The organism is Mycobacterium sp. 134 (assembly GCF_048282715.1).
In the GTDB taxonomy this organism is placed as follows: domain Bacteria; phylum Actinomycetota; class Actinomycetes; order Mycobacteriales; family Mycobacteriaceae; genus Mycobacterium; species Mycobacterium septicum.
Window position 1 is genome coordinate 261,741 of the sequence record NZ_JBLVUN010000008.1, and the last position, 26,620, is coordinate 288,360.

The following is a 26,620-nucleotide window of genomic DNA, read 5'->3' on the forward strand; positions in this document are numbered from 1 at the left end:
TCTGTGACAAGTGATGCGGTTGTAATGTTGCGAGGTTGTGCCCGGCGGCGGCGGGAACCAGGTCGCCGCCACTTCCCGCACTTCGATCGACCACCTCAGATGTACGTCGCCGCACTTCAAAAAGTAGGGTTGCGCCCGTGATCGACCTCAAGCTGCTGCGCGACAATCCCGACACCGTCCGTGCGTCGCAACGGGCTCGCGGAGAGGACCCGGCGCGCGTCGACGCGCTGTTGCAGGCCGATACGGCGCGGCGGGCCGCGATCTCGGCGGCCGACAACCTGCGCGCCGATCAGAAGGCCGCCAGCAAGCTGGTGGGCAAGGCGACACCCGAGGAGCGTCCGGCCCTGCTGCAGCAGGCCAAGGACCTGGCCGAGCAGGTCAAGGCCGCCGAGGCCGCGCAGGCCGAGGCCGAGAGCGCCTTCACCGCCGCCCACATGGCGATCGGCAACGTGATCATCGACGGCGTGCCGGCCGGCGGCGAGGACGACTTCGTGGTGCTCGACACCGTCGGCGAGCCGCGGGCGATCGAGAATCCCAAGGACCACCTCGAATTGGGTGAGACGCTCGGGCTGATCGACATGGAACGCGGCGCCAAGGTGTCGGGTTCGCGCTTCTACTTCCTCACCGGTGCCGGCGCCCTGCTGCAGCTGGGCCTGCTGCAGCTGGCCACCCAGGTGGCGGTGCGGAACGGGTTCACGCTGATGATCCCGCCGGTGCTGGTGCGCCCGGAAGTCATGGCGGGCACCGGATTCCTCGGTGCGCACGCCGACGAGATCTACCGGTTGGAGGCCGACGACCTGTACCTGGTCGGTACCTCGGAGGTGCCGCTGGCGGGCTACCACTCCAACGAGATCCTCGACCTTTCCGCGGGCCCCAAGCGGTATGCGGGCTGGTCGTCGTGCTTCCGGCGCGAGGCGGGCAGCTACGGCAAGGACACCCGCGGCATCATCCGGGTGCACCAGTTCGACAAGGTCGAGGGATTCATCTACTGCAAGCCCGAAGAAGCGGTCGCCGAGCATCAGAAGCTGTTGGGCTGGCAGCGCGAGATGCTGGCGGCCATCGAGGTGCCCTACCGGGTGATTGATGTCGCCGCAGGCGATCTGGGCTCGTCGGCGGCGCGCAAGTACGACTGCGAGGCGTGGGTGCCCACCCAGCAGACCTACCGGGAGCTCACCTCGACCTCGAACTGCACGACGTTCCAGGCCAGGCGGCTGGCCACGCGTTACCGCGACGAGAACGGCAAGCCGCAGATCGCCGCGACCCTCAACGGCACGCTCGGCACCACCCGCTGGCTGGTGGCGATCCTGGAGAACCACCAGCAACCCGACGGCAGCGTGCGGGTCCCGGACGCCCTGGTGCCGTTCGTCGGCACCGCGGTGCTGGAGCCCGGTAAGTAACCACCCGTGGCCCAGTAGTACTGCGGACGATGACGGGGGATGACCCGCTGGTGCGGGTGAGGGTGCTGGGCCCGGTACAGGCTTGGGTCGGTGACGATCCGGTGGATCTCGGGGCCCGGCTGCAGCGGGCGTTGCTGGCCCGGCTGGTGGCCGCACATGGGCACACCGTGTCCGTCGACCGGCTGATCGACGACCTGTGGGAGGGCGAGCCGCCACCCAAGGCGTTGTCGGCTCTCCAGGTTTATGTCTCGCATCTGAGGCGTGCGCTGGAGCCGGGGCGGGAGCGTCGCGCGCCGGCCCGCATCCTGGTCAGTGCCGCACCCGGATACTGCCTCCGGCTGCCGGTCGATGCCGTCGACTCCTGGCAGTTCGAAGCCAAAGTCACTGCGGCGTATGAGGAATCGGATCCGCAGCAGCGGGTGCGTCTCCTCGAAGAAGCGCTGTCCGGTTGGTCGGGGGATCCGTTCGCAGGCGCCGGTGACGCGTTGTGGGCGGCGCCGGAGGTGGCCCGGCTGACCGAACTGCGGCTGAGTGCGGTGGAGGCGCAGGCCGCCGCGCAGGTCGAGCTCGGCCGGTACAGCACCGCCGTCGCCGCACTGGAACGGCACGTCCGCGAGCGTCCGGGCCGGGAGGGAGCGGCCGCCGTACTGGCCACCGCGCTGTATCGGACCGGGCGGCAGACCGACGCGCTGGACGTGTTGCGGCGCACCCGCGATCACCTGGTCGACCAGCTCGGTCTGGAACCCGGCCGGGCGCTGCGGGACCTCGAGCGCGACATCTTGCGGCAGGCCGACCACCTGGAACCGTCCCGGCCGCTGTTGCAGCCGGCGATACCGGAGGTCGCGTCACCCGATCGGGTCGAGGCCGCCGCCTACGGCCGCACCGAGGAATTCGCGGAGATCGACAACGCCGCGCGCGCGGTCGTCGCGGGCGGCAGCGCCGTGCTGTGGATCGCGGGAGAGGCGGGCTCCGGCAAGACCACGCTGGCAGCCGCCGCGACCAGCCGGTTGCGCGCGGCGGGCTGGCGGACGGTGCACGGCCGCTCCCCGGAGGTGCACGGCGCACCGGCGGGCTGGGCGTGGACCGAGGTGCTGCGGGAACTTCTGAAAGCCGGTGCCCCGGCCGACGACAGGCAGGTGCTGGCTCCGTTGCTGCACGACGTGGCCTCGGCCGAGCCGGGCACGTTCTGGTTGGGGCACGCGGTGGCCGATGTCCTGAGCGCGGTCGCCGCGGACCAGCCACTGGCCGTCGTCCTCGATGACCTGCACCGCACCGACGGCCTGACGTTGGAGCTGCTGCGCCTGGTGGCCGACCGGATCAAGGATCTTCCGGTGCTCGTGATCGGCACCTACCGGCCCTCGGAGGATCGAGGCGAGCTGGAGGTCGCCCGGGCGGCGCTGACGGTGCACACCGCGGCGCACCTGATTCTCGGCGGGCTGGACGCCGCCGCCACCGCCGCGCTGGCCGCCGACTGCGGGATGACCGCCGCCAGCGGTGAGGCCCTGCGGTTGTTGCGCGAGCGGACCGGCGGCAATCCGCTGTTCGTCCGGGAGCTGGCCCGGCTGATGGCGGCCGAAGGGCCCGACGCGGTGTGGGCATCGGTGCCGGTCGGGGTCCGAGATGTGCTGCGGCGCCGGCTGGCCCGGCTGCCCGGCCAGACCGTCACCGCGCTGCGCCAGGCCGCCGTGCTGGGACGTGACATCGATGTCGACCTGCTGTCCGAACTGGGCCGAAGCGACCCGGACGACCTGCTCGACGCGCTGGAGCCGGCCGTCCTGCTCGGCCTGTTGGACGAGCCCGAGCCCGGCCGATTGCGGTTCGCCCACGCGCTGGTGCGCGACACCCTCTACGAGGACACCTCGAAACTGCGCCGGTCCCGGTTGCATGCGGCCGCGCTGGAACTGCTCCGCGCACCGGGGCGATCGGTCGACCCGGCCGCCCTGGCACACCACGCCGTCGCCGCGGCCACCGCCGAGACATCCTTGGCTGCTGCGGCTTTCGCGACAGATGCGGCCCGTGAGGCCGATTCGGTCGGTGCCCACGCAGAAGCCGCCCGGCAGTGGCGTGCCGCCGTGCAGATGCTGGAGCTGGCGGCCGGCCGCAGGCTGCTGCCCGTCGTCGACGGTCTGGAGGGTCAGACCGAGGCCCGCTGCGGGCTGATCTCCGCGCTGGCTCAGTCCGGCGACGCCGTCGCGGCGCGCATCGAGATGAAGGCCGCGCTGCAACTGCTGACCGGAAAGTCGCGAGACGACCTGACGGTGCGCGTGCTCACCGCGTGGGACACCCCGTTGGTGTGGCGGGACCGCGAATACGACGAATCCGACAGCCAGATGATCGGGCTGCTGCGCCAGGTGCTGGCCGGCGGCGAAACCGGCCGGGTGGCCGAAATGCCGGTGGCCGACCGGATCCGGCTGCTCAAGGCGCTGTACGTGGAACTGGAGGGCACCGACCCGGACGGGGCATTGGCCGCCAGCACGGAACTGCTCGAGTTGGCGCGACGTGCCTATGCCGAGGACCCGGGATCGTCGGGCCGGCTGCTGTGCACCGCGCTCAACGTCCGGGCCTACTGCGCGCTGGGGCCCGACCTCGATGCCGAACGTGACTCGACCGCCGCCGAACTGCTGCGGACCGCCGAGGCCACCGAGCAGGCCGACTATCAGGCGGTGGCGCACTGGCTGCTCTCGCTGGCCGCGGGTCACCGGTCCGATCTGGTGACGGCCAAACGGCACGTCGACGTCGCGGTGGCCCGGGCCGGCACCGGGCAGCTCGTCCACCTGCTCGGCGTGCTGGGTCTGTTCCGGGCCCGGATGTACCTGCTGGCGGGGCGCCTGGAGGAGGCGGTCAGCGCCTACACCGACCTGGCGGCGCGGATGGTGGAGAACGGCGCCGCCAACGGGGCCAAGCTGGCGATGGTGGGCCGGGTGACGGGCGAGTTCTGCCTCGGGGACCTGGGTCTGCTGGCCGACGAGCTGGTGTTCTTCTACCGCGAGGTGTCGGTGGCCGCACTGGACGCCGCGGTGCTGGCGCTGATCGCTCAAGGCCGCGAGGCCGAGGCGCGTGAGCTGTGGCGAGATCGTCAGCCGATCGAGCGGGCTTACTTCTGGCTCCCGTTCACCGTGCTGCGCGTCAATGCGGCTGTGGCGCTGGGCGACCTGGAGGAGGCCCGGGTCCGGGCGGCCGACCTCGGTTCGTACTCGGGCCGGATCGCGGGGCTCGGCGTCGACGGGTTGATGGTGGGTCCGGTCGACGAGGCGCTCGCCGCCGCTGCCGACGCGCTGGGCCGGCCCGACGAGGCGCGTGGCTACCGTGAGGCGGCTTCGGTGCTGCGGGACCGGCTGGCCGCCGAGGCGCAGATCTTCATCGACTGACGTCGGGCGTTTCGTCGCCCTCGTCTTGCGGGACCTCTTGAACGATCTCGATCTCGCGGGGGATTGCCGTCCCGAAGACCGCCCGCTCCAGCCGCCGGTACCGCAGCCCGACGACGCCGAGGATGATCCGTAGACCGATCCCTGCGGTCAGTTGTGCGCGCTCGTCGTCGGTCATCACGGCCAGCGAGCGTGGGCCCTCGAACCACAACCGGCCGCCTGACCGGGCGGCGGCCTCCACGGTCGCCCAGTCCGCCACCGACACGTGCTCGGTGATGAGGGGGAACACGTCACGTTCCTCTTCCTCGATGTGCTCGGTGAGCAGGGCCGACAGTTCGGCAAGCTCGATGACCATCAGGCTCGCGACCTGGCGATCGCCCATCGACAGCCGCAGGGACGCCGCCCGGGCCCGCAACTGGTCCAGCCGCGGGTCCAGGGCGGCGTGGTCCTCGGTCAGTTCGCTCAGGTCGAGATGGCTGCCCCCGCTGGCCTGGATCACGGGCCACAGGACGTCGTCCTCGGTGGTGTGGTGGTGATGGACGGAGTCACACAGCAGCTCCACGTACCGCGAGATGGCGCGGGCCCGGTGTGGTGTGCAGATCACGTCGCGGTCGCGCACCGCGATGGCCAGATCGGTGAGGCGGCGCAGGTCCGCCAGCATGGCGCGGTGCGCCACGGTGATGCCCAGCAGGTCCGGTTCGGGATCGCCTGCGCTACGGGGTGCGACGGTGACGGTGGTTGGCACGGCAGATCTCCTCGGTCTGTGCCGATCCCCGGTGGGTGGATCGGAAGTCTGGAGAGCACAGCCTGCAGCCGGCGACTTAAGTGCGACTTGTATCCCGCTTGTCATGGCCACAGTAGGGTTGCAGCCATGATCGATATCGACCTGGGCGAAGTGCGCAACTGGTTCGGCTTCGGTGTGGCCGGCAACTTCGCGGGCCATCTCGAACAGGCAGGGGAGGCCGGGGATTTCGTCAAGGTTGTTACCGAAGGGTATGCGCCCAAAGGCATCTTCCCGTGGTACGCGCCCGGCCGGGACGACTTTCTCGGTGAGTTCCCCCTGTCCAGCGATGCCATCCTGATTCCTGACGTCGGCGAGAGCCCCGAATTCCAGGGCCCACTGAACCTGCAGATCGAGCCCGAGGTCGGCGTGGCCTGCCGGGTGGTGTGGAACGGCGACACGGTGGCGCGGCTGGAGCCGTTCGCTCTCGGCGCCTTCAACGACTGTTCGATCCGCAGGCCGGGCGCACCGAAGATCAGCTACAAGAAGAACTGGGGCGCGGCGTCCAAAGGTGTTGCGCCGCAATTCTTCGAGATCAGTGACCTCACCCCGGACGGCCCGACCGCCACCATGCGGCTGGTCTGCTACCTGAGCCAGGACGGCGGTCAGCAGCACGCGTACGGCGTGGATTCACCGCTGGTGGGCTACTCGTACTACGGCGAGGTGCTGCTGGACTGGATCGTCGAACGGCTGGCCAACCAGAAGGGTTCGGCTGATACGCCGTTGGAGGACGTCGGCGCCCTGATGGTGGCCAGCGGCCATCCCGAGAACGTGCTGATCGGTATCGGGGCCACCCGGTACACCCCGCTGGGCGAGTCGACCTACCTCAAGCCGGGGGACGAGGCGATCGTTCGCGTCTACGACAGCGCATCGAGTGCGGCTTCGGAACTGCGGCAGGTGGTCTCGGCCCGCTAGCGGCCGAGCAGCTCGTCCAGGCTGGCCACGAACTCGTCCGGGCGGGCCGGGGTGAACGCCGGTTTGGGGTAGGTGCCCGGCACGTCGAGGGTGATCAGCGTCGACCGCAGGGGCCGGTGCACGTCCAAAGGCAGCCAGCGGCGCAGGTCGGTGCTGCCCCACAGCCGGAAGCGCTGCATCCACAGTCCGAGTGACTCGGCCTTGTACGAGCGGATGTCGCGCAACGGGATCACCTTGGACGTTCCCGACGGGAAGTGGTAGCGCCGCAACGTGATCGCCTCGCGATCCAACTGGATCAGGCCGTCGTCGTAGTACTGGCGCGGCGCGTTCATGACTTGCTGCCCGGCGCTTTCTGCTCCTCGCGTGCGCACCGAAGCTCGTGCCCCTTGGTGGTCAGGCACTTGCCGGTCTCCAGGTTCCACTGCCAGCCGTGCAGATTGCAGGTGAGGGTCTTCCCTTCGACCACACCGAATTTCGACAGGTCGGCCTTCAGGTGCGGACACCGGCGCTGGATCTGGAAGCCATCCAGGGTGATCGACGAGGAATCGTCGTGGGCTTCGGCGAACCAGCCGTCGGCGTAGGCGATGCGCTCATCGGTCAGGCACTTGAAGAACGTGTACAGGTACTCGTTGTAGCCGCCCACGCGCCAGGCCTTGAACCGGGTCGACAGGAAGATGGTGTTGACCCAGTCCGGCTCGTTGTCGCGCAGCACGGTGCGCACCAGCTCGGGCGGGATCGCGAACCCGTAGCGGAACTTCTCATCCGCGATCGGTTCGCGCACAAGACGTTTCGGGAAATCCAGTACCACGGTCTCGCTGTGCTCGGGTCCGGACAGGCGCAGCTCCACCGGATAGCCGATGCCGTCGCAGATCTGGTCGGTCTGGCTCATGATCGGCTCGAACAGCGCGCGCAGGCCGGGCAGCAGGGGTTCCCCGGCCGCGGGTGCCCATGACGCCTTTTCCGCGGCCAGCACCGGGGCCATCCGCTGGGCGAAGTCCTCGATGTAGGCGGCCTTGCCGGTGGTGAAGATCGTTTCCGGATCCTCGACCGGGTGGGTCAGCGAATTGAGTTGCGATCCGGTGAAATCGGCTGTGCTACCGGGGATCATCAGCAGGCCGCCGTCATGGCCGTGGCGCTGCATCTGATCTAGGAACACCACCTGGTCGGGGAAGATGTTGGCCGGATCGCCTTGGTCGTCGTTGAGATCGCGAAGTTCGGGATCCAGGAAGCACGGCGGCCCGGCCGAGGGGATCACCCAGGTCGCTCCGACCTGCGCGATGTACTGGCGGCATCGGTCCATCTGGCGCTGCCGCTTCTGGATGCCGAAGGCCTCTTTGGCGCGGGCGGGCATGTCGTAGACCATCGGGTACCAGATGGCCCCCGAGTACTGCAGCATGTGCACGTCGATCTGGCCGAAGTCCGTGTGCAACATCTCCAGATCGACGGGGCGAGCGTCGTTCATGTTGAAGACGACGGTCTCACCGTCGTCGACCACCAGGCCTGAATCGCCGATCGGGCCGTCGGCCGGTGCGCGCAGCGCGATGATCATCACATCCAGGTCGCCCTTGGGGCCGCTGACGGTGTGCTTGACCGAGTCGGTGGTCTCGAAGAACCGGTGGAAGCCCAGCTTCTGCAGTTCGCGTTGCAGGTCGGGCACGGGGAAGTCGGGCAGCAGCACGACCGCGTCCTTGTTGACGTGGCGGCGCAGGTTCTCCGGGTCGAAGTGGTCTTTGTGCAGATGCGACACGTAGAGGTAGTCGACGTCCCCGAGAGCCGTCCAGTCCAACGTGCTGTTGTCGGGGAACGGGACCCATGAGGCGAAATACGCGGGGTTGACCCAGGGGTCGCAAAGAATGCTGCCAGCCTTGGTCTCGATCAGGAAGCCGGCATGCCCGACGCTGGTGACCTGCACAAACAGCCTTTCGATGGAGTATTTCGATGCCCGCCCAGCCTAGCCCGAGTTGGGTGATGCGCCGATCCGGGCTGGGATTAGGCTGGCTACGTGGAACCGGTGTACGGGACTGTCATACAAATCGCTCGGGCTGCCTGGCGTCTGCAGGGGCTGAAGTTCAACGTGACCGGGGTGGAGAACATCCCGGTCACCGGTGGTGCGGTGGTGGCCATAAACCACACCAGCTACTTCGACTTCACCTTTGCCGGCTTGCCTGCCTACCTGCAGAAGCGGGGTCGCAAGGTGCGGTTCATGGCAAAGAAGGAAGTCTTCGACAACAAGATCACCGGGCCGATCATGCGCAGCCTGCGCCACATCGAGGTGGATCGCGACAGCGGGGCCGCCTCGTTCGAGGCCGCCGTCGACTACCTCAAGGCCGGTGAGCTGGTCGGCGTGTACCCGGAAGCGACCATCAGCCGCAGCTTCGAGATCAAGGACTTCAAGTCCGGCGCGGCGCGGATGGCGATCGAGGCCGGCGTGCCGATCGTGCCGCACATCGTGTGGGGTGCGCAGCGCATCTGGACCAAGGGGCACCCGAAGAACCTGTACCGGCCCAAGGTGCCGATCTCGATCGCGGTGGGCGAGGCCATCCAGCCGACGCTGCCCGCGGCCGAACTCACCGCATTGCTGCATTCGCGCATGCAACACCTGCTCGCCCAGGTGCAGGACGCCTACGGGCCGTATCCGCCCGGTGAGTTCTGGGTGCCGCACCGCTTGGGCGGTTCGGCGCCGACGCTGGCCGAGGCCAACCGGATGGATGCCGACGAGGCGGCCGCGAAGGCGGCCAAGCGAGCCGAGGCCGGACCTTCCGGACCCATCGAACCCACCGGGGCTCCGGGGTAAGCCGCCTATGGAACCGGTTTTCCGAAGTTTGGAGATCGCCGCGGGGCTCGCGGTGCGGGCCACCGGAACCCGGATCACCTTCCGCGGGGTGGACAATCTGCCCGCCACCGGCGGTGCTGTCATCGCCATCAACCACACCAGCTACGTGGACTTCTTGCCCGCGGCCCTGGCCGCGCGCGAACGCGGTCGCCGGATGCGGTTCATGATCAAGGCGGAGATGGAGCGGGTGCAGCCCGTCGGCTACCTGATCAAACACACCGGGACCATCCCGGTGGACCGCGGGGCAGGCGCGGGTGCCTATGCCGCGGCGGTGGACGCGTTGCGCCGCGGCGAGTTGGTCGGGGTGTATCCGGAGGCCACGATCAGTCGCAGCTTCGAGCTCAAGGAATTCAAGACCGGTGCGGCGCGCATGGCCGTGGAGGCCGGAGTGCCGATCATTCCGCTGATCGTCTGGGGTGCGCAGCGCATCTGGACCAAGGATCACCCGAAAGCGGTGGGGCGCAAGAAGATTCCGGTGAGCGTCGCGGTCGGTGAACCGATCCGGGCGACGGGTTCGGTGGCCCGGATCGATGACACCCTGCGCGCCGCCATGTCGGCCCTGCTGAGCCGGGCGCAGCAGGACTACCCCACCCCGGCCGGGGCATACTGGGTTCCGAAACGGCTCGGTGGCAGCGCGCCGACGCTTGCGCAGGCCAAACGGCTGGACGAGGCGGAATTGGCCGAACGTGCCCGCAAGAGGGCGAGCGAAGCGACGGGGAGAAGTTGATGAACGCCGAGCGGGCGCCGGGGCTGATCGCCACCGACGTGGACGGAACGCTGCTCGACGAGGACGAGAAGGTCACGCCGCGCACCCGGGCGGCGGTGCAGGCCGCGGTCGAGGCGGGGGCGACGTTCGTGCTGGCCACCGGGCGCCCGCCACGCTGGATCGCACCGGTGGTCGACGGTCTCGGCCTGGCGCCGATGGCGGTGTGCGCCAACGGCGCGGTGATCTACGACCCGGCCACCGATCGGATCGTCTCGGCCCACACGCTGTCGGCCGACGTGCTCGGCGAGCTCGCGGAGATCGCGACGCGGGTGATCCCCGGGGTTGGGCTGGCTGTGGAACGGGTGGGCTCCTCCGCGCACGACGCGGCGACCCCGCAGTTCGTCAGCTCGCCGGGATACGAACACGCCTGGCTCAACCCGGACAACACCGAGGTTTCGGTCGAGGATCTGCTCAGTGCTCCCGCGGTCAAGCTGCTCATCCGCAAGGCCGGCGCACGCAGCGCCGACATGGCCGCCGAACTGCTCAAACACATTGGTCTACAGGGCGATATCACCTACTCGACCAACAACGGCCTGATCGAGGTGGTGCCGCTGGGCATCAGCAAGGCCACCGGTGTCGAGGAGTTGGCGGCCCCGCTGGGGCTGACCGCCGGCGACATCGTGACCTTCGGCGACATGCCCAACGACATACCGATGCTGCGCTGGGCGGGGCGCGGTGTGGCGATGGGCAATGCGCACCCCGAGGCGGTGGACGCGGCCGACGAGATCACCGTGACCAATGCCGAGGACGGTGTGGCCCACGTACTGGAACGCTGGTGGTCCTGACGCGCCGAGCGATCAGGTGATCGGGGTGAAGCGCTCCAGTTGCACCGGCTGCTGATCGGGTGACGGCGGCGGCAGTTCCACCGGCACGCCGTCGACCACGCGGGTGACCGTGCCCTTCTCGCGGTCGAAGTTCAGCGTGCCGTGCTGGAAGTTCTGCACGATCCACTGGGGTTCGGGGATCTCGGAACTGGTGGGCAGGCCGAGGATTCCGCGCTCGAAGCCGAGCGTTCCCCATGCCTCGTAGATGGCGCCGGTGACCGGCTCGGCGCCGCTGTCCGGTGACCAGTACACGACGCCGCGCTCGAAGGTCGCGTAACGCGCGGCCCCTTCACCGGCAGCCTCGGGTGATGTCGGATTGCCCAGCAGGCCGTTCTCGCCGCCTTCGGCCTGCCATCGGGCGTAGATCGCGCCGCCACGCATCTGTTCGGCCAGGTCGGCGGGGCCGGGTGGCTGGTTGAACCGGGCGGCGATGTCGCGGATGCGGTCCATCTGGGCATACGCCGCGTTGCCGGGGCAGTCGGTGATGCCGACGTCGCGGTGGGTGAAGATCGTCGGCAGGGTCGGGGTGGCTCCGCGCGGGAAGTGCGTGAACGATCCGCCGGCGGAGGTGAGCACGACGGTGCCGCGCGGGTCGATGTGATCGAGGCCGAGGCGCCAGCCCAGGAGTCGGCCGGTGTTGCGCACCTGGATCTCGGTGGGTGGCACGACGTCGAAATCGCCCAGCATCGCCACACCCCAGGTGTCGATGTTGAAACCGCCGGTGTGGGATCCCTCGACCGGCTTGTCCATGCCGCCCGCGCGGCCCTCGAACACCTGCCCGTACTTGTCGACCATGGCGTTGTAGGCGATGTCGCACCAGCCCAGCTCACGGGTGTGGTACTCGTAGATCGACCGGATGATGCCTGCCGAATCCTCGGGGGCGTAGTCGTTGCTGCCCGCCGTGTGGTGCACGATGCCGGCCCGGATTCCCTTGTCGTACACGGTGTTTCCGCATCGCATCGCTTCGTTGGCGCCCCATTGGGCGCGGCTGATGATGGTCGGCGGCTGGCCGGGGTTGATTGCGGCGGTCGGGAGTGGCCCGACGTCGACGGGGGCCTGGGGCGGGCTGATCAGCACCGCGGTGACGTTCTGGCCGATGGGTGCTTCGACGTTGGCGGGCACATAACCGAGTGCCGGCTTGGCAGGCCCGGGTTTCGCGGCCTTCCCGGGCGGCGGTACGGGTGCCTGAGGCGCGCGGGTGACGGCGATCTGCACGGTGGTGGTGCGGCCGACGAACACCGGTTCGGTGCCGCGCGGTCCGGGGGTGTCGGCGCCGACGCCGTCGAGGTTCTCCGCCTGGTACCAGGGGCCCCAGGTGCCGTCGTCCTTACGGGCCCGGACCCGGGCGGAGGTTCCGCGCAGGTCCGGTGAGGTGAGCGCGACCATCGAGAACGGGGTGTCCTGATGGACCTCGCGGATGCTCTCGCCGACCGCGAGGTTGTTCAGCGGTTGCTGTGTGAGTTGCGGTGCAGTACTGGACGGGTCGGGGTCTTTGCCGAACTCGGATCCGGAGATCGCCCACGGCACGATCACGACTGTCGCCGCAAGCGTGGTGAAGAGAATCGACGGCGCGGGACGATGGGACTGCACGGACTGATGTTACGTATGAGTCTGATGTTACGAATGATTCGACACGGTCCGCGCGTGTCTTTCACAGGCAACGGCACCGCAGAGCCAGATGGCTTCTGCGGTGCCGTTCTCTCAACCGGGCCTTTGTCTTACGGGAGCGGCGCGGGGGCCGGGGGCGGCGGCACCGCGGCCGCCGGGGCCTTCATCGCCGAGGTGATTGCCGGCATCACCATGCCCTTGAGCAGGTCGATGGCCTGGCCGGCGCCGAGCTGGTTGGCGGCACTCGACAGATCGCCGAACAGTCCGCCGCCGCCACCGCCGGTGGCGGGCATCGCGGCCAGCGACGGGTCGGCGCCCAGCAGCGGGTAGGTGCCCGCACTGGGATCCAGCCCGATCGGAGCCGAGATCGGCACCTCACCCGGGGCGCCCAGGCCGCCGGACAGCGCCGGGTCGAGGCCCGTCGGCGAGGTCAGGCCACCGCCCAGTCCAGCGGGGGTGGTGGTGAGCCCGCCCGGCACGGCTCCCGCCGGCGTCAGTGCCGGGTTGGTGAGCCCGCCGGTCGGCGGCGTCAGTGCCGGGTTGGTCAGCCCGCCGGGTGCGCCCGGAAGGCCGGCCGTCGGCGAGGTCAAGCTCGGCGACAGGCCGTTGGGGCTGGTCAGCGCGGCGTCGGGCGAGGTGAGGCCCGGGGAGGTCAGCCCTGGTGACGTGAGCCCAGGTGACGTGAGCCCAGGTGACGTGAGGCCGGGCGGGGTGAGCCCGGGCGACGTAAGACCGGGGTCGGTCAGGCCGGGGGCGGTCAGACCTGGCGACGTCAGACCGGGCGACGCCAGACCGGGTGAGGTCAGGGTCGGCGAGCCGAGGGTCGGCGCCGGGGTGGAGCTGTTCAGAAACGGCATCGGCGGCAGGTTGACGCCGAACTGGGACAGGCCCTGGGACAGTGCGGACATCAGTTCACCCGGGAGGTCGGTGACCAGCGCGGCCTGGGTGAACTCGCGCTCCTGCGGCGCGGGGGAAAGCTGCGACACGGCAACTAGGGCGACTGGACTTGCGACTGCCACTGCGGCGACTGCGCTCATGGCTGTCGAGAGCTTGCGTCGACGGCGGTTCGGCACGGAAGTCTCCTCAATATGTTTGCAGCGAAGGACTGCACTTCGGATCGCACGTGGGGTGCTCTCCGCTTCTTCATCGGCGGTTCCGGACCGGATGCTGAGAAGCCCATGAATACCGACGAGATCGATGTTAAGGCTGTGACTCGTGGGTCTAGAGTGACGATATTGAATTGTGAGCGAATTGCGACCTGGGCCCTTTGTCTAATTCGGGGCACAGGGGCGCGGTCGGATACCCTGGCTGCCGATGACGTCCTTATCTCCCCGGGTCGCTACAGACCAGTCCAGCGGACATTTCGACTTATTCGTCGTCGGTTCCGGTTTCTTCGGTCTGACGATCGCCGAGCGCGTGGCAACGCAGCTGGGCAAGCGTGTCCTTGTTATAGAACGCCGCCCGCATATCGGCGGTAACGCCTACTCGGAAGCCGAACCGCAGACCGGTATCGAAGTCCACAAGTACGGGGCCCACCTGTTCCACACGTCCAACCAGCGGGTGTGGGACTACGTGCGGCAGTTCACCGACTTCACCGGCTACCAGCACCGGGTCTTCGCGATGCACGACGGCCAGGCCTACCAGTTCCCCATGGGCCTCGGGCTGGTCTCGCAGTTCTTCGGCCGGTACTTCACCCCCGACGAGGCTCGCGCCCTGATCGCCGAACAGGCCAGCGAGATCGCCGGGCACGAGGCGGCCAACTTCGAGGAGAAGGCCATCTCGCTGATCGGGCGCCCGCTCTACGAGGCGTTCGTGAAGGCCTACACCGCCAAGCAGTGGCAGACCGACCCGAAGGAACTGCCCGCGGCCAACATCACCCGGCTGCCGGTGCGCTACACGTTCGACAACCGCTACTTCAACGACACGTACGAGGGCCTGCCGGTCGACGGGTACACCGCCTGGCTGGAGAACATGGCCGCCGACGACCGCATCGAGGTGCGGCTCGATACCGACTGGTTCGACGTCCAGGAAGAACTCCGCGCGGCCAACCCCGACGCCCCGGTTGTCTACACGGGGCCACTCGACCGCTACTTCGACTACTCCGAGGGCCGGTTGGGCTGGCGCACACTCGATTTCGATCTTGAGGTATTGACGGACTGCGGTGATTTTCAAGGCACACCCGTCATGAACTACAACGACGCCGACGTGGACTACACCCGCATCCACGAGTTCCGCCATTTCCACCCCGAGCGGGACTACCCGGCCGACAAGACGGTGATCATGCGGGAGTTCTCGCGGTTCGCCGAAGAAGACGACGAGCCGTACTACCCGATCAACACCGAGGCGGACCGCGCGCTGCTGTCCTCCTACCGAACCCGCGCAAAGGCCGAAACCGCCTCGGCGAAGGTGCTTTTCGGTGGCCGGCTGGGCACCTACCAGTACCTCGACATGCACATGGCCATCGCCAGTGCGCTGAACATGTACGACAACACCCTGGCACCGCACCTGACTGACGGTGCGCCGCTGACGACCGAGAACGAAAGCAGCAAAGCATGAGTGACATCCCATCCGGCGCCCTCGACGCCGGGGAATCGCGGGCCGTCAGTCTGCTGGCCCGCGTCATCCTGCCGCGACCGGGCGAGCCGCTGGACGTCCGCAAGCTCTACCTCGTCGAAGACCCGACCAATGCCCGGCGGGCGCACGCGCCCACCCGCACCACTCTCGAGATCGGCACCGAATCGGGGATCTCGTTCGCGACCTACTTCAACGCCTTCCCGGCCAGCTACTGGCGCCGCTGGTCGACGCTGAAGTCGGTGGTCCTGCGCGTCGAGCTGACCGGCACTGCCCGTGTCGACGTGTACCGGTCCAAGGCCACGGGTGCGCGCATCACCGTCGGCGGCGCCCCCGTCTCCAGTGAAGGAAACCCGGCCGGACCCGATGGTGGCGCCCGCGCCACGGTCGAGTTCGAGATCGACCTGACGCCGTTCGAAGACGGCGGCTGGATCTGGTTCGACATCACCACCGACACCGCGGTGCGGGTGCACAGCGCAGGCTGGTACGCCCCGACGCCCGCGCCGGCGGCCAACATCGCCGTCGGCATCCCGACCTTCAACCGGCCCTCGGACTGTGTCAACGCACTGGCCGCACTGACCTCGGATCCGTTGGTGGACGAGGTGATCAGCGCGGTCATCGTGTCCGACCAGGGCACCAGCAAGGCCAAGGACCATCCCGGTTTCGAGGCCGCCGCGGCCGCGCTGGGCAACCGGCTGACGATCCACAACCAGCCCAACCTCGGTGGGTCCGGCGGCTACAGCCGCGTGATGTACGAGGCACTGAAGAACACCGACTGTGAGCAGATCCTGTTCATGGACGACGACATCCGCATCGAACCCGATTCGATCCTGCGGGCGCTGGCCATGAACCGGTTCGCCAAGGAGCCGATGCTGGTGGGCGGGCAGATGCTCAACCTGCAGGAGCCGTCACACCTGCACATCATGGGCGAGATGGTGGACCGGTCGAACTTCATGTGGTCGGCAGCGCCCAACGCCGAATACGACCACGACTTCTCCAAGCATGCGCTCGACGACACCGAGTCCAACCGCAGCAAGCTGCTGCACCGCCGGATCGATGTGGACTTCAACGGCTGGTGGATGTGCATGATCCCCCGTCAGGTGGCCGAGGAGCTCGGGCAACCGCTGCCGTTGTTCATCAAGTGGGACGACGTCGAATACGGCCTGCGGGCCGCCGAGCACGGCTACCGCACGGTCACCCTGCCCGGCGCGGCGATCTGGCACATGGCGTGGAGCGACAAGGACGACGCCATCGACTGGCAGGCCTACTTCCACCTGCGCAACCGGCTGGTGATCTCCGCGATCCACTGGGACGGCGACGTACGTGGGCTGCTGGCCAGCCACCTCAAGGCCACGTTCAAACACCTGCTGTGCCTTGAGTATTCGACGGTCGCCATCCAGAACCGGGCCATGGAGGACTTCCTGGCCGGCCCGGAACACATCTTCTCCATCCTCGAGTCGGCGCTGCCCGACATCCGCGCGATGCGCCAGCAGTTCCCCGACGCCGTCGTGCTGCCCGGTGCCACCGAGCTGCCTGCGGCCTCGGACCTCAAGCGCAAGAAGATCGGCATCCCGGTGTCCAAGCCGGCGATCATCCTGAACCTGGCCCGCGGAGTGGTCAACCAACTGCGCCCGCACGATCCGGAGACCCACATCCGGCCGCAGATCAACGTGGCCACCCAGGACGCCCGTTGGTTCTCGCTGAGTCGCGTCGACGGAGTCACCGTCACCACCGCCGATGGGCGGGGTGTGGTGTTCCGGCAGCGGGACCGCGCCAAGATGTTCGCGTTGCTGCGTGCCTCGCTGCGCCAGCAGTTGCGCGTGGTCCGTCAATTCGACCGGATGCGCAAGGTCTATCGTGAGGCGCTGCCGGTGCTGACCAGCACCCAGAAGTGGGAGACGGTGTTGCTGACAGAGTCGGCGGAGAAAAACTGACATGACCGATGCCCCGCGCGGCGAGGACGCCGTGTTGGTTGCCGTGCAGTCTGCCCTGGCCACCCGGCCGGGCGTGCTGAGCGGCGCGCGTGCGCTGTCGCACTTCGGTGAACACAGCCTGGGTTGGCTCGCGGTCGCGGCCGCGGGTGCGCTGGCCCAGCCGGCCAAGCGCAAGTCATGGCTGGCGGTGGGCGCCGGAGCGTTTCTGGCCCATGCCGCCGCTGTCCTGATCAAGCGGGTGGTGCGCCGTGAGCGGCCGCATCATCCCGCCATCGCCGTGAACGTCGGCACGCCGAGCCGGTTGAGTTTCCCGTCGGCACATGCCACCTCGACCGCGGCGGCCGCCGTACTGTTGGCCCGGACCACTGGTCTGCCGCTGCGCGCGGTTCTGGTGGTTCCGATGGCGCTGTCGCGCCTGGTGTTGGGTGTGCACTATCCCACCGATGTACTGACCGGCGTGGCCGTCGGGACGCTCGTGGGTTCTGTGGTCGGAAAAACTGCCGGTGTTGGGGCCGAAGGAGACTGTGCCCGATGAGTGAGGAAGCGCAGCCGGAGCTCGGGCCGCCCAAGAATCTGGCCTCCGGGCTGATCAAGGCGATCCGTCCGCGCCAGTGGATCAAGAACCTTCTGGTGCTGGCCGCGCCGCTGGCCGCGGTGGGCAGCGGCATCGAGTACAACTACGCCGACCTCGCGTACAAGGTGTCGATCGCCTTCGTGGTGTTCTGCCTGGCGGCATCGTCGATCTATCTGGTCAACGACGCCCGCGACGTCGAGGCCGACCGCGCCCATCCCACCAAACGGTTCCGGCCCATCGCCGCCGGTGTGGTGCCGCAGTCACTGGCCTACGTGCTGGCGGTTGTGCTCGCGCTGGCCTCTCTGGGCATCTCGTGGCTGCTGACACCGAATCTGGCATTGGTGATGGCGGTGTACATCGCCATCCAGTTGGCGTACTGCTTCGGGCTCAAACACCAGGCTGTGCTCGACATCTGCATCGTGTCCTCGGGCTTCCTGCTCCGCGCCATCGCCGGTGGCGTGGCCGCCGATATCCCGCTGTCGCAATGGTTCCTGCTGGTGATGGCCTTCGGCTCGCTGTTCATGGCGGCAGGCAAGCGGTTCGCCGAGCTGCAACTGGCCGAGCGCACGGGCGCCAAGATCCGCAAGTCGCTGGAGAGCTACACCAGCAGCTACCTGCGTTTCGTCTGGACGTTGTCGGCCACCGCGATGGTGCTCTGCTACGGCCTGTGGGCATTCGGGCGCGACAGTGCCAACGATGCTCTGGGGCTCGACGGCCAGGATGCGTCGTGGTACGCGATCACGATGGTTCCGTTCACCATCGCGATCCTGCGTTATGCCGTTGACATCGATGGTGGCATCGCCGGTGAGCCAGAGGAGATCGCGCTGAAAGATCGAGTGCTGCAGGTCCTGTTCCTGGCGTGGATCGGAACCATCGGTGCAGCTGTCTACTTCAGCTGACCGAATCACTCTGCGCCGCCTGGCGGGCGGCGTCGGTGACCGGTTGTCGCGCTGGCCGGTGTTTCCGTACGACGTCACGGTACGGATCAGCCTGTGGGTGAGTGTGGTCGTGGTCGCCGGGCTGTTCGGCTGGGGCGCCTGGCAGCGCCGCTGGATCGCCGACGACGGCCTGATCGTGCTGCGCACGGTGCGGAACCTGTTGGCGGGCAACGGTCCTGTTTTCAACGCGGGTGAGCGGATCGAGGCCAACACCTCCACGGCGTGGACCTACCTGGTGACGCTGGGCGCATGGCTGGGTGGCCCGGTCCGGATGGAATACGTGGCGCTGGCCTTCGCGCTGATGCTGAGCGTGCTCGGTGTCGTACTGGCGATGCTGGGCACCGGCCGGCTGTACGCCCCGAGCCTCCAGGGCCGCCGGGCGCTGCTGCTGCCCGCAGGCGCTCTGGTCTACATCGCGGTACCCCCGGCCCGCGACTTTGCCACCTCGGGGCTCGAAAACGGTTTGGTGCTGGCCTATTTGGGCCTGCTGTGGTGGATGATGGTGTGCTGGTCGCAGGCGCTGCGCGCGGCTCCCAAAACAGTCGGTCGGGGCAGCCCGAAGACTGCGCCGAGTCCGGTCTCGAGCCGGTACTTCGAAGGAGCGCTGGCCGCCGTCGCCGGGTTGAGTGTGCTCATCCGTCCCGAGCTGGCGTTGATCGGCGGGGGCGCACTGGTCATGATGCTGATCGCGGCGCGAGGTTGGCGCCGCCGCGTCCTGATCCTGGTGGCCGGTGGACTGCTGCCGGTTGCCTACCAGATCTTCCGGATGGGGTACTACGCGCTGATCGTGCCCGGGACCGCGGTGGCCAAGGACGCATCGGGCGCCAAATGGTCCCAGGGCTTCACCTATCTGAGCAATTTCAACCAGCCCTACCTGCTGTGGGTACCGGTGATGCTGCTGGCCGCGCTCAGCGTCGTCCTGCTGACCACAAGGACCCGGCCGTGGTGGGTGCGCCATCAGGTGCCCCGCGGCTACGGCTGGCTGGCCCGCACCGTTCAAAGCCCGGCTGCCGTAGTGCTTTTCATGTTCGTCAGCGGCCTGCTGCAGGCGATCTACTGGGTACGCCAGGGCGGTGACTTCATGCACGGCCGGGTGTTGCTGACCCCGCTGTTCTGCATGTTGATGCCCGTCGCGGTGATCCCCGTGGTGCTGCCCGACGGCACCAAGTTCACCAGGGAGACGGGTTATCTGCTGGCCGCCGCCACCAGCGTGCTGTGGGCCGCAGTGGTGGGCTGGTCGATCTGGGCCGCCAACTCGCCCGGCCTTGGCGCCGACGGCACGCGGGTCACCTACACCGGCATCGTCGACGAGCGCCGGTTCTACTCGCAGGCCACCGGTCATGCGCACCCGTTGACCGCTGCCGATTACCTGGACTACCCGCGCATGCGTGCGGTGCTGACGGCGATCAACAACACCCCCGACGGTGCGCTGCTGCTGCCGTCGGGCAACTACGACCAATGGGACGTCGTCCCCGCCTACCCGCCTCCACCCGATCTCAGCCCGGCGGACCGGCGGGCGTTGAGAACCCCGCACACCGTGTTCTTCACCAACATGGGCATGTTGGGCATGAATGTCGGCCTCGACGTGCGGGTCATCGACCAGATCGGCCTGACGAATCCGCTTGCGATGCACACCCAGCGGTTGACCGACGGGCGTATCGGCCACGACAAGAACCTGTTCCCGGACTGGGCCGTGGCCGAAGGGCCGTGGCTCAAGACCAGGCCGTACATCCCGCCCTACCTGGACGAGGAATGGATCTCCCAGGCCGAGGCCGCGCTGGCCTGCCCGGCCACCGAGTCGATGCTGACCTCGGTGCGCGGCGAGATGAGCCCACGGCGCTTCCTGTCGAACCTGGCGCACGCGTACGAGTTCACCAAGTACCGGATCGACCGGGTGCCGCTCTATGACCTGAAGCGGTGCGGACTTCCGGTTCCCGAGCCCAAGAACCCGCCGTACACCGGGATGCCGGCCACCGGCCCGTAACCGGTTCCGTCACCGTTCTGAGGAAATCTGTGTGTTTGGTAACGCCCGGCCCGTCCGGACCGATACCCAGACGAGCCTGCACACCGATCTTGAACGGACGGTACGAAAAACCGATGTTGACCTCTGGTATCGACACCTGGTCGCAGGCACCCGAACCAGACCTGATCGCGACCGGCAATGGCGCAGGGCCGACCAGGGACGAGAACTGCTGCAGAGAAGCACCGCGCGTTCGTGTGGTTGACTACACGGGCACGTGAGCCGCTTACGTCGGTCCTTGATCGATGTGCGGAATACGAAGAAGAGATTCAGATAGGGAGCGGTATGAAGTTCGTTGGGAAGATGCGCGGCCTGTCGCGCCGGTTGACGGTTGCGGTCGCCGCTGCGGCCGTGCTGCCTGGCCTGGTTGGCGTCGTAGGCGGCTCGGCGACCGCTGGAGCCTGGTCTCGACCTGGCTTGCCGGTCGAGTATCTCGAAGTTCCGTCGGCAGCGATGGGACGTGACATCAAGGTCGAGTTCCAGAGCGGTGGCGCGGGCGCACCCGCGCTGTACCTGCTCGACGGTATGCGCGCTCGCGAAGACCAGAACGGCTGGGACATCGAACTCCCGACGTTCGAGTGGTTCCTGAACTCTGGCATCTCGGTTGTGATGCCGGTCGGTGGCCAGTCCAGCTTCTACAGCGACTGGTACAAGCCGGCCTGTGGCAGCAAGGACGGCGGCTGCAAGACCTACAAGTGGGAGACCTTCCTGACCCAGGAGCTCCCGGCGTGGCTGGCGGCCAACAAGGACGTGAAGTCGACCGGTAGCGCTGTGGTCGGTCTGTCGATGGCCGGTTCGTCGGCGCTGATGCTGTCGGCTCGCCACCCGGATCAGTTCATCTACGCATCCTCGCTGTCGGGCACGTTGAACCCGTCCGAGGGCTGGTGGCCGATGCTGATCGGTGTCTCGATGGGTGACGCCGGTGGCTACAAGGCCGACGACATGTGGGGCTCGACGGGCGACCCGAACAACGCCTGGAAGGCCAACGACCCGACGGAGAACGTCGCGACCCTGGCCAACAACGGCACCCGGCTCTGGGTGTACTGCGGTAACGGCAAGCCGGGCGAGCTGGGCGGCGCCGACATGCCCGCCAAGTTCCTCGAGGGCTTCGTCTGCCGGACGAACTCCACCTTCCAGGAGAAGTACATCGCGGCCGGTGGCAAGAACGCTGTGTTCAACTTCCCGCAGAGCGGTACGCACAACTGGGCCTACTGGGGCCAGCAGCTGCAGGCCATGAAGCCTGACCTGCAGCGCGTCCTGGGCGCGACCCCGACCGCCTAGCGGACGGCACAGCGGCTCAACGCAGTCGAAGCTGACGGCGGCGCTCCCCTCAAGGGGACGCCGCCGTCAGTCATTTGACGCCCCGGCTGTGGTTGCGATGTGGTTCACTACAACGCGGGTTACGTGTGCGGGGGCACTTCGAACGACCGGCAGCAGGAGAGGTTGATGATGAGGCGTGCGTTGAGTCTGATGCGGGCAATGCTGCTGGCCCTGTTGGCTCCGGTGCTCGGTGCTGCCCTCTGGGCCGTTTCGGCGACGACGAGCGCGCCGGCCCGGGCCGACGGCGTCGAGTACCTGATGGTCCCGTCGGCCGCGATGGGCCGTGACATCCCGGTCGCGTTCCAGGGCGGTGGCCCGCATGCGGTGTTCCTGCTCGACGCATTCAACGCGGCTCCCGACGTGAGCAACTGGGTCAACGCCGGTCATGCGATGTCGACCCTCGCCGGCCGCGGTATCTCGGTGGCGGCCCCGGCAGGCGGTGCGTGGAGCCTGTACACGAACTGGGAGCAGGACGGCAGCAAGCAGTGGGAGACCTTCCTTTCCGCCGAGCTGCCGGACTGGCTGGCCGCCAACAAGGGACTCGCCCCGGGCGGGCATGGGATCGTGGGTGCCTCGCAGGGCGGGACCGGCGCGCTGACGCTGGCCGCCTTCCATCCCGACCGGTTCCGCTTCGCCGGATCGCTGTCGGGCTTCCTGACCCCGTCGGCCACGACCCTCAACGGCGCGATCACCGCGGGCATGGCGCAGTTCGGTGGCGTCGACAGCTACGGCATGTGGGGTGCCCCACAGCTTGGCCGCTGGAAGTGGCATGACCCCGACGTGCACGTGCAGTTGCTGGCCGATGCCAACACCCGGCTGTGGGTGTACAGCCCGGGCACGCTGACATGCAGCGACCCGGCCGCGATGATCGGTGTCTGCGATCTCGCCCAGGGCAGCAACAGGTCGTTCTACCAGCATTACCGCACCGTCGGCGGCAGCAACGGGCACTTCGACATGCCTGCAGGCGGTCAGCACGACTGGGGCAGCTGGGCCCCGCAGCTGGCGCAGATGTCGGGCGAACTGGTCGCGACCATCAAGTAGAGGCCGGTCGGCACGCCGTCGTGACCAGAATCAGCTGCGCCGGGACACTTTTCACCAGCCGGTACGGTGGAAGCGTGCAGCACACGGTACGGTCGGCCACCCTGGTGGTAGCGGTGTCCGCTGCGTCGTTGCTCACGGCATGCGATGCGGGCGGTGACATCATGGCGCCGCTGGCCCTGCCCACGTCACAGGTCAACGGTGCGCAGCCCCAGGCGGCATCCGCGCAGCCTCTCCCACGTCGCGGCGGTGATCTGGCGATCACGTCGCAGCAGCACACCTATCTCGATGAGCTCAAGGCCGCCGGGATCACCCCGTCCAGTGAGCTGCTGGCGCTGTCGATCGGGTCGTATGTGTGCCAGGGCCGTGCCGCCAAGCAGGATGATCAGGCCGTGCGGGAGTTCGTCCTGCCGTTGGTGCGCAGTGATGTCCGGGCCGCCAGGTCCGGCCAGGAAAGCCCCACACCCGGTGAGATCGACACCGCCGCCACCGACTACATCCGTATCGCCACCGATCATCTCTGCTAGCCGCAGATCACCGCACCGCACGCGAGGAGCCCGAGTAACCCATGGCCAAAAATGCCAGCCGCAGGAAGCGTCACCGCATCCTGGCCCTGATCGCCGCCGCGGCGATGGCACTCGTCGTGGTGCTGGTGGTGACGATCGTGGTGATCATCATGCGTCGCCCGGAGACCCCGTCGGCACCGCCGTCGGCCCAGCCTCCGGCCGGGGTCCCGGGCCCGTCGGCGACGCGTAAGCCGCGTCCGGAGTTCCAGTCCGCCGATTGCCCCGACGTGATGCTGGTCTCGATTCCGGGCACCTGGGAGTCCTCACCGCTGGACGACCCGTTCAACCCGACGCAGTTCCCGCTGTCGTTGATGACCAATGTGAGCCGGCCGATGGCCGAGCAGTTCGGGAAGGACCGCCTCGAGGTCTACACGGTGCCGTACACCGCGCAGTTCCATAACCCGTTCTCGGCCGACAACCAGATGTCGTACAACGACAGCCGCGCCGAGGGGAAGCGCGCCGCGGTCAAGGCGATGACGGAGATGAACGATCGCTGCCCGCTGACCAGCTACGTGATCGCCGGGTTCTCGCAGGGCGCGGTGATCGGCGGTGACCTGGCCAGCGACATCGGCAACGGCCGCGGCCCGGTCGACGAGGATCTGGTGCTGGGGGTGACGTTGATCGCCGACGGACGCCGCGAGCTCGGTGTGGGCCAGGACGTCGGCCCCAACCCGCCGGGCCAGGGCGCCGAGATCACGCTGCACGAGGTGCCGGTGCTGTCGGAGATGGGCCTGACCATGACGGGCCCGCGGCAGGGCGGCTTCGGTGCGCTCAACAACCGGACCAACCAGATCTGCGGCAAGGGTGATTTGATCTGCTCGGCGCCCGAGGAGGCGTTCTCGATCTTCAACCTGCCCAAGACCCTGGAGACACTGACCGGCAGCGCGGCCGGACCGGTGCACGCGCTGTACAACACCCCGCAGTTCTGGGTGGAGAACGGGGAGACCGCCACACAGTGGACGCTGAGCTGGGCCAAGGACCTGGTGGACAACGCGCCTCATCCCAAGCACGGTTGACACCGAACACGCCCGGGACGCGACTCGCGTGGCAGATTTGGCCGAGACCGTCACAGTCCCTTAACATTAAGAGAAAAATAAGAGCTTTGCGCGTGCGTGGTTGGTTGACTAGAGCCGTCAGCTGACTCGTAGGCGTGGTCGCCGCGCCCGGTACGATCGTCCGGGTTTGGGTACGTACGGCCGCTTGAGTGGCTGCAACGCACCGCCAGTGACGTGCGACAACGCGACGAGTACGGCTCTGACAGGAGAGTTAAATGCCGTTCATCAATCCGTTCATCAAGGACGGGCAGATCAAGTTCCCTGACGGCGCCAGCATCGTCGAGCACGTCGAGCGCTGGGCCAGGGTTCGCAGCGACAAGCTGGCATACCGCTTCCTGGACTTCTCCACCGAACGCGACGGCGTCGCCCGCGACCTGACGTGGGCCCAGTTCAGCGCGCGCAACAAGGCCGTGGCCGCCCGGCTTCAGCAGGTCACCCAGCCCGGTGACCGCGTCGCCATCCTGTGCCCGCAGAACCTCGACTATCTCGTCGCCTTCTTCGGCGCGCTCTACGCAGGCCGCGTCGCGGTGCCGCTGTTCGATCCGTCCGAGCCCGGACACGTCGGCCGCCTGCACGCGGTGCTGGACGACTGCCACCCTTCGGCGGTCCTGACCACCACCGAGGCCGCCGAGGGCGTCCGCAAGTTCTTCCGCAGCCGGCCGGCCAACCAGCGGCCCCGGGTCATCGCGGTGGACGCGGTGCCCGACGACGTCGCCGCCACCTGGGTCCACTTCGAGGACGTCGACGAGACCACCATCGCCTATCTGCAGTACACGTCCGGGTCGACCCGGATCCCGACCGGTGTGCAGATCACCCACCTGAACATGGCCACCAACGTGGTGCAGATCGTCGAGGCGCTCGAAGGTGAGGAAGGCGACCGCGGCCTGTCCTGGCTGCCGTTCTTCCACGACATGGGTCTGGTCACCGGGCTGATCGCTCCGATGATCGGTCACTACTTCACCTTCATGACCCCGGCCGCCTTCGTGCGCCGGCCGGAGCGCTGGATCCGGGAGATGGCCCGCAAGGAGGGCGACACCGGCGGTGTCATCTCCGTGGCGCCGAACTTCGCGTTCGACCACGCGGCCGCTCGTGGCGTCCCCAAAGAGGGTGAAGCTGCGATCGATCTCTCCAACGTCAAGGCCGTGCTCAACGGCAGCGAGCCGATCTCGGCTGCCACCGTGCGCCGGTTCAACGAGGCCTTCAGCCCGTTCGGCTTCCCTGCCAAGGCGATCAAGCCGTCCTACGGTCTGGCCGAGGCGACGTTGATGGTGTCGACCACGCCTGCCGCCGAAGAGCCGAAGATCATCTACGTCGACCGCGACGAGCTCAACAGCGGTCGGATCGTCGAGGTGGATGGCGATTCGGTCAAGGCGGTCGCCCAGGCCTCGGCAGGCAAGGTCGGCGTCTCGGAGTGGGCCGTCATCGTGGACGCCGAGAGCGCGACCGAGCTGCCCGACGGCCAGGTCGGCGAGATCTGGATGAGCGGCCAGAACATGGGCACGGGCTACTGGGGCAAGCCCGAAGAGACTGTCGAGGTCTTCCAGAACACGCTCAAATCGCGCACCAGCCCGTCGCACGCCGAAGGCGCCGAAGACGACGCCACCTGGGTCCGTACCGGCGACTACGGCGCCTTCTACGACGGCGACCTCTACATCACCGGCCGCGTCAAGGACCTGGTGATCATCGACGGCCGTAACCACTACCCGCAGGACCTCGAGTACTCGGCGCAGGAGGCCAGCAAGGCGTTGCGCACCGGCTACGTCGCGGCCTTCTCGGTGCCGGCCAACCAGCTGCCCGCCGAGGTGTTCGAGAACGCCCACGCCGGCCTGCACCGTGACGACGACGACAGCTCCGAGCAGCTGGTCATCGTCGCCGAGCGCGCTCCCGGCTCCCACAAGCTCGAAGTCGGCCCGATCACCGACGACATCCGGGCCGCGATCGCCGTGCGGCACGGTGTCACCGTGCGCGACGTGCTGCTGACCGCGGCAGGCGCCATCCCGCGTACCTCCAGCGGCAAGATCGGCCGTCGGGCCTGCCGCTCCGCGTACCTGGACGGCTCGCTGCGCAGCGGGAAGATCGCCAACGCGTTCCCCGACGAGACGGACTGATCGAAAC

The 26,620-nt window shown here is 68.0% G+C and carries 21 protein-coding genes; 16 read left to right on the forward strand and 5 right to left on the reverse strand.

Annotation, left to right across the window (positions count from 1 at the left end; all coding sequences use genetic code 11):
* The first annotated feature begins 137 nt into the window (after window positions 1-137).
* The gene (serS, locus tag ACNQVK_RS06155) at window positions 138-1,397 is read left to right on the forward strand and encodes a serine--tRNA ligase (protein ID WP_418028818.1); all 1,260 of its coding nucleotides are present in this window, start codon (window positions 138-140) and stop codon (window positions 1,395-1,397) included.
* A 29-nt stretch (window positions 1,398-1,426) separates the two neighbouring features.
* Window positions 1,427-4,765: a BTAD domain-containing putative transcriptional regulator gene (locus ACNQVK_RS06160; protein ID WP_418028819.1), complete on the forward strand. Its 3,339-nt coding sequence runs from the start codon at window positions 1,427-1,429 to the stop codon at window positions 4,763-4,765.
* Here ACNQVK_RS06160 and ACNQVK_RS06165 read toward each other — a convergent pair.
* Entirely contained in the window at window positions 4,755-5,507 is a 753-nt protein-coding gene (locus tag ACNQVK_RS06165) for a hemerythrin domain-containing protein (protein ID WP_418028820.1), read from the reverse strand. The two genes, ACNQVK_RS06160 and ACNQVK_RS06165, sit on opposite strands and share 11 nt — an antisense overlap.
* A gap of 126 nt (window positions 5,508-5,633) precedes the next feature.
* Between ACNQVK_RS06165 and ACNQVK_RS06170 the strand changes: the two genes are divergently transcribed.
* Window positions 5,634-6,458, forward strand: coding sequence for a DUF5718 family protein (locus ACNQVK_RS06170; protein WP_418028821.1), 825 nt, complete (start codon window positions 5,634-5,636; stop codon window positions 6,456-6,458).
* Here the strand turns inward: ACNQVK_RS06170 and ACNQVK_RS06175 are convergent.
* Together ACNQVK_RS06175 and ACNQVK_RS06180 are read right to left on the reverse strand one after the other, a co-directional pair.
* Window positions 6,455-6,790, reverse strand: coding sequence for a hypothetical protein (locus ACNQVK_RS06175; RefSeq protein ID WP_211156510.1), 336 nt, complete (start codon window positions 6,788-6,790; stop codon window positions 6,455-6,457). The genes ACNQVK_RS06170 and ACNQVK_RS06175 overlap by 4 nt on opposite strands.
* Window positions 6,787-8,370: a Rieske 2Fe-2S domain-containing protein gene (locus ACNQVK_RS06180; RefSeq protein WP_418028822.1), complete on the reverse strand. Its 1,584-nt coding sequence runs from the start codon at window positions 8,368-8,370 to the stop codon at window positions 6,787-6,789. The genes ACNQVK_RS06175 and ACNQVK_RS06180 overlap by 4 nt, the downstream gene beginning before the upstream one ends.
* A 90-nt stretch (window positions 8,371-8,460) precedes the next feature.
* Between ACNQVK_RS06180 and ACNQVK_RS06185 the strand changes: the two genes are divergently transcribed.
* Genes ACNQVK_RS06185 through ACNQVK_RS06195 form a run of 3 tightly spaced genes read left to right on the forward strand, consistent with a single transcriptional unit; the run spans window position 8,461 to window position 10,842 of the window.
* Window positions 8,461-9,252 (forward strand): lysophospholipid acyltransferase family protein, encoded by a 792-nt coding sequence (locus ACNQVK_RS06185; protein ID WP_418028823.1) that lies wholly within the window; start codon window positions 8,461-8,463, stop codon window positions 9,250-9,252.
* Window positions 9,253-9,259: 7 nt separating this feature from the next.
* Complete coding sequence (locus ACNQVK_RS06190) at window positions 9,260-10,018, forward strand: lysophospholipid acyltransferase family protein (RefSeq protein WP_418028824.1); 759 nt, start codon at window positions 9,260-9,262, stop codon at window positions 10,016-10,018.
* Complete coding sequence (locus ACNQVK_RS06195; protein WP_044513860.1) at window positions 10,018-10,842, forward strand: Cof-type HAD-IIB family hydrolase; 825 nt, start codon at window positions 10,018-10,020, stop codon at window positions 10,840-10,842. The genes ACNQVK_RS06190 and ACNQVK_RS06195 overlap by 1 nt, the downstream gene beginning before the upstream one ends.
* Window positions 10,843-10,854: 12 nt before the next feature.
* Here ACNQVK_RS06195 and ACNQVK_RS06200 read toward each other — a convergent pair whose 3' ends face one another.
* Entirely contained in the window at window positions 10,855-12,471 is a 1,617-nt protein-coding gene (locus tag ACNQVK_RS06200; RefSeq protein WP_418028825.1) for an N-acetylmuramoyl-L-alanine amidase, read from the reverse strand.
* A 128-nt stretch (window positions 12,472-12,599) separates the two neighbouring features.
* A complete protein-coding gene (locus ACNQVK_RS06205) occupies window positions 12,600-13,562 on the reverse strand; it encodes a hypothetical protein (RefSeq protein WP_418028826.1) in 963 nt (320 codons plus the stop codon).
* A 241-nt stretch (window positions 13,563-13,803) separates the two neighbouring features.
* Here ACNQVK_RS06205 and glf point away from each other — a divergent pair, with 241 nt between their 5' ends.
* The 10 genes from glf to fadD32 all read left to right on the forward strand — a co-directional run bounded on the left by glf (window position 13,804) and on the right by fadD32 (window position 26,613).
* On the forward strand, window positions 13,804-15,045 hold the full coding sequence (gene glf / locus ACNQVK_RS06210; RefSeq protein ID WP_418028827.1) for a UDP-galactopyranose mutase: 1,242 nt from the start codon (window positions 13,804-13,806) through the stop codon (window positions 15,043-15,045).
* Window positions 15,042-16,994 carry a glycosyltransferase gene (locus ACNQVK_RS06215; protein ID WP_418028828.1) on the forward strand — a complete coding sequence of 651 codons (1,953 nt, stop codon included), beginning with the start codon at window positions 15,042-15,044 and terminating at the stop codon, window positions 16,992-16,994. The genes glf and ACNQVK_RS06215 overlap by 4 nt, the downstream gene beginning before the upstream one ends.
* Before the next feature lies 1 nt (window position 16,995).
* Entirely contained in the window at window positions 16,996-17,529 is a 534-nt protein-coding gene (locus ACNQVK_RS06220) for a phosphatase PAP2 family protein (protein ID WP_418028829.1), read from the forward strand.
* A complete protein-coding gene (locus ACNQVK_RS06225; protein ID WP_418028830.1) occupies window positions 17,526-18,467 on the forward strand; it encodes a decaprenyl-phosphate phosphoribosyltransferase in 942 nt (313 codons plus the stop codon). Before ACNQVK_RS06220 ends, ACNQVK_RS06225 begins: the two co-directional genes overlap by 4 nt.
* Window positions 18,445-20,490 carry a flagellar motor control protein ZomB gene (gene zomB, locus ACNQVK_RS06230; protein ID WP_418028831.1) on the forward strand — a complete coding sequence of 682 codons (2,046 nt, stop codon included), beginning with the start codon at window positions 18,445-18,447 and terminating at the stop codon, window positions 20,488-20,490. The genes ACNQVK_RS06225 and zomB overlap by 23 nt, the downstream gene beginning before the upstream one ends.
* A 321-nt stretch (window positions 20,491-20,811) precedes the next feature.
* Window positions 20,812-21,807 (forward strand): esterase family protein, encoded by a 996-nt coding sequence (locus tag ACNQVK_RS06235; RefSeq protein WP_044513844.1) that lies wholly within the window; start codon window positions 20,812-20,814, stop codon window positions 21,805-21,807.
* 168 nt (window positions 21,808-21,975) lie between these two features.
* Complete coding sequence (locus tag ACNQVK_RS06240) at window positions 21,976-22,887, forward strand: alpha/beta hydrolase-fold protein (protein WP_418033995.1); 912 nt, start codon at window positions 21,976-21,978, stop codon at window positions 22,885-22,887.
* Window positions 22,888-22,961: 74 nt separating this feature from the next.
* Complete coding sequence (locus tag ACNQVK_RS06245; RefSeq protein ID WP_418028832.1) at window positions 22,962-23,411, forward strand: hypothetical protein; 450 nt, start codon at window positions 22,962-22,964, stop codon at window positions 23,409-23,411.
* Window positions 23,412-23,452: 41 nt separating this feature from the next.
* Window positions 23,453-24,466 carry a cutinase family protein gene (locus tag ACNQVK_RS06250; RefSeq protein WP_276129931.1) on the forward strand — a complete coding sequence of 338 codons (1,014 nt, stop codon included), beginning with the start codon at window positions 23,453-23,455 and terminating at the stop codon, window positions 24,464-24,466.
* Between the two features lie 254 nt (window positions 24,467-24,720).
* Entirely contained in the window at window positions 24,721-26,613 is a 1,893-nt protein-coding gene (gene fadD32 / locus ACNQVK_RS06255) for a long-chain-fatty-acid--AMP ligase FadD32 (protein ID WP_418028833.1), read from the forward strand.
* Window positions 26,614-26,620: the final 7 nt, after the last annotated feature.